Source organism: Megasphaera massiliensis, assembly GCF_000455225.1.
In the GTDB taxonomy this organism is placed as follows: Bacteria; Bacillota; Negativicutes; order Veillonellales; family Megasphaeraceae; genus Megasphaera; species Megasphaera massiliensis.
The window spans coordinates 1571-2173 of sequence record NZ_HF954550.1 but is presented as its reverse complement, the minus strand read 5'-3'; the positions used below and the strand labels follow the sequence as shown (position 1 = coordinate 2173).

Below are 603 nucleotides of genomic sequence, written 5' to 3'. Positions count from 1 at the left end.
AGCATACGGACGTTTCATCGTTGAGCCGCTGGAGCGCGGATACGGGACGACGCTGGGAAATTCGCTTCGCCGAATTTTACTGTCGTCGCTGCCGGGCGCAGCTGTGACATCCGTTCAAATCGACGGAGTGCTTCACGAGTTCTCTACGGTTCCAGGAGTGATTGAGGACGTTACAGAAATCATTCTGAACCTGAAAGGCCTCTCGTTGAAAATCCACTCTGATGAAGAAAAGGTGTTGGAAATCGACGCTGAAGGCGATGGAATCGTTACGGCTGGCGACATTCGAGCTGATAGCGATGTCGAGATTTTGAACCCTGATCTTCACATCGCGACCTTGGCCTCCGGTGCGCGCCTCCATATGCGTATTTTCGCTAATCGGGGACGCGGATACGTGCAAGCGGACCGCAACAAAAGGGACGATCAACCGATTGGGGTTATTCCCGTTGACTCGATTTATACGCCAATTACGCGTGTGAATTACAGCGTTGAGAATACTCGCGTTGGTCAAGTAACCAACTACGACAAATTAACACTTGAAGTATGGACCGATGGCAGTATTCGACCGGAAGAGGCCGTGAGCCTCGGCGCAAAAATTCTGACGGA

1 protein-coding gene is annotated in these 603 nt (G+C 51.7%); it reads left to right on the top strand.

Going from position 1 to position 603, the window contains the following annotated elements:
* A partial coding sequence (locus TX77_RS10715) for a DNA-directed RNA polymerase subunit alpha (protein WP_044505089.1) occupies positions 1-603 on the top strand: 603 nt, incomplete at both ends.